The organism is Novosphingobium sp. (assembly GCF_041915465.1).
Classification (GTDB): domain Bacteria; phylum Pseudomonadota; class Alphaproteobacteria; order Sphingomonadales; family Sphingomonadaceae; genus Novosphingobium.
Genome location: NZ_JAYSBK010000188.1, coordinates 1 through 2,226 on the forward strand (window position 1 = coordinate 1; position 2,226 = coordinate 2,226).

Here is a 2,226-nt window from a genome sequence, read left to right on the forward strand (position 1 = left end):
GCCACCGCGCGGCCGTGGTGGGGCATGAAGCCCTGGGCCGGGTCGACGATGATCGTGGTGATCTTTTCCGGGGTCGAGTGGGCGACTTCTTCGATGTCCATGCCGCCTTCGGTCGACACGATCAGGGCGATGCGGCCGGTCGAACGGTCAACCACCATCGAGAGGTAGTATTCCTTGGCAATGTCGACGCCGTCAGTGACGTAGAGGCGGTTGACCTGCTTGCCGACTTCGCCGGTCTGGATGGTGACCAGGGTATTGCCGAGCATTTCGTTCGCGAAAGCTTCGACTTCATCGATGCTCTTGGCGAGGCGCACGCCGCCCTTGGCATCGGCGGGAAGTTCCTTGAACTTGCCCTTGCCGCGCCCACCGGCGTGGATCTGGGCCTTCACGACATACAGCGGCCCGGGCAGCTGCTTGGCGGCTTCGACCGCTTCTGGCACAGTCAGCGCCGCGATGCCCTTGGGGATGCCAACGCCGAACTTGGCGAGCAGTTCTTTGGCCTGGTACTCGTGAATGTTCATGTGGTGAAACTCCAGCGGGGAGGAGGACTAAATTTCCGTTTTGCGGTGCCGCATAAGCACAGCGGGGAAGGCTTGAAAAGACCCGGAAGGGCCTCCAGAGGAAGAAATATGAACGTCAGTTGCGAGTCATTCCTAACACGGCCGATTTATGAGAACGGCGCGCGCGGGTGATCGATCGCCAGCGCCTTGAAGCTATTGTGCGCGAAGCGGGGCGAATCGCGCTCGGGCGCTGGCCGGGGCATGGCCATGCGCTCGATTCGTGGGAAAAGGACCCTGGCAGCCCGGTTTCGCAATCCGATCTGGAGGTCGACGAATTCCTCAAGCGTGAACTGGGCGCACTGTTGCCGGCCGCGGGCTGGCTCTCGGAAGAAACCGTCGATGCGCCAGAGCGGCTGGAAGGCGGCCTGATCTGGCTGGTCGATCCGATCGACGGGACGCGCGACTTCATTCGCGGGCGCGATGGCTGGGCGGTGTCGGTGGCGCTGGTCAGCAGTGGCCGCCCGCTGATCGGGATGCTCGATGCGCCCGCGCGCCTGCCCGAGCAGGGCGGCGAGTTCTGGTATGCGGAAGCCGGGAAGGGCAGCTGGCGCAATGGCAAGCGCCTGGTCGGCAGCCGCCGCCAGAGCTTGCGCGGCGCGCGAGTGCCGGCCGAGGCCGTGCCGCATATCGATGCGGACCTTGTGCCGGTGCATCGCCCCAACTCGATCGCGCTGCGCATGGCGATGGTCGCCGCCGACGAGGCCGACCTGGTTGCGACGCTGCGCTGGGGGTTCGAATGGGACATCGGTGCAGCAGCCCTCATCGCGCGCGAGGCGGGAGCTGCGGTGACCGATGCCTTTGGCGGCGCGCTGCATTACAACAAGCGCGATCCGCGCGCGTTTGGGGTGCTGGTTACCGCGCCTGCGATCCATGGGGCCGCCGTTGAACGCCTTGCCGACCGGGCAAGGGAACTGGCGGCCCGCTAGGACCTCATGCGACCGGGCTTACTGCGCGGCCTTGGCGGCGGCGACGTCTTCCTGGGTCACCGGCACGATCTTGATTTCGACCCGGCGGTTCTTCATCCGGCCTTCTTCGGTATCGTTGCTGGCCACCGGCATGGTTTCGCCAAAGCCCTGGCTGCGAATCCGCGCAGCCGAAACCCCACGCGAGGTGAGGTAATTCGCCACGGTGCGCGCCCGGTTTTCCGACAGCGTCTGATTATAGGCGTCCGAACCGGTCGAATCGGTGTGGCCGTAAACGTCGACCAGGCTGTTGGGATATTCGATCAGGCTCTGCGCAACCTTGTCCAGCGTCGCGCGGAATTCGGGTTTCAGCGTATAGCTGCCGACGTCAAAGGTAACGCCATCGGGCAGGTTGACGAGGATTGCCGAGCCGTTGTCGACCGTGGTCACGTCGACGCCCGATCCGGCGGTGTCTTCCTTCAGCTCCTTGATCTGCTTGTCCATGGTGTAGCCGACCGCGGCACCGGCCACGCCGCCGAGGCCCGCGCCGACGATGCGGCCCGTCTTGCCGCCGATCAGGCCGCCGAGCAGGCCGCCAACAACCACGCCGCCAACGCCGCCGATCGCGGTGCGCGAAATCTTCTTCTCGCCGGTGTTGGGGTCGGTCACGCAGGCCGAAACGGTCAGCAGCGAAACTGCGGCGAAGCTCGAAACGAGCAGGCGGGATTTCTTCATGTGCGTTCCCCTTTTATGGTCAATCGTGG

3 protein-coding genes are annotated in these 2,226 nt (G+C 64.9%); 1 reads left to right on the forward strand and 2 read right to left on the reverse strand.

Features of this window, described 5'->3' with window-relative positions; translation table 11 throughout:
- Positions 1 to 521: ATP-grasp domain-containing protein (locus ACE3SN_RS16815; RefSeq protein ID WP_374531985.1), on the reverse strand; the 521-nt coding region annotated here is incomplete at its 3' end.
- A gap of 167 nt (positions 522 to 688) precedes the next feature.
- Between ACE3SN_RS16815 and ACE3SN_RS16820 the strand changes: the two genes are divergently transcribed.
- Positions 689 to 1,486, forward strand: a complete 798-nt coding sequence (locus ACE3SN_RS16820; protein ID WP_374531987.1) for a 3'(2'),5'-bisphosphate nucleotidase CysQ — start codon at positions 689 to 691, stop codon at positions 1,484 to 1,486.
- Positions 1,487 to 1,504: 18 nt separating this feature from the next.
- On the opposite strand, the gene ACE3SN_RS16825 is transcribed toward ACE3SN_RS16820, so the two are convergent.
- Entirely contained in the window at positions 1,505 to 2,197 is a 693-nt protein-coding gene (locus ACE3SN_RS16825; protein ID WP_374531988.1) for an OmpA family protein, read from the reverse strand.
- Positions 2,198 to 2,226: the final 29 nt, after the last annotated feature.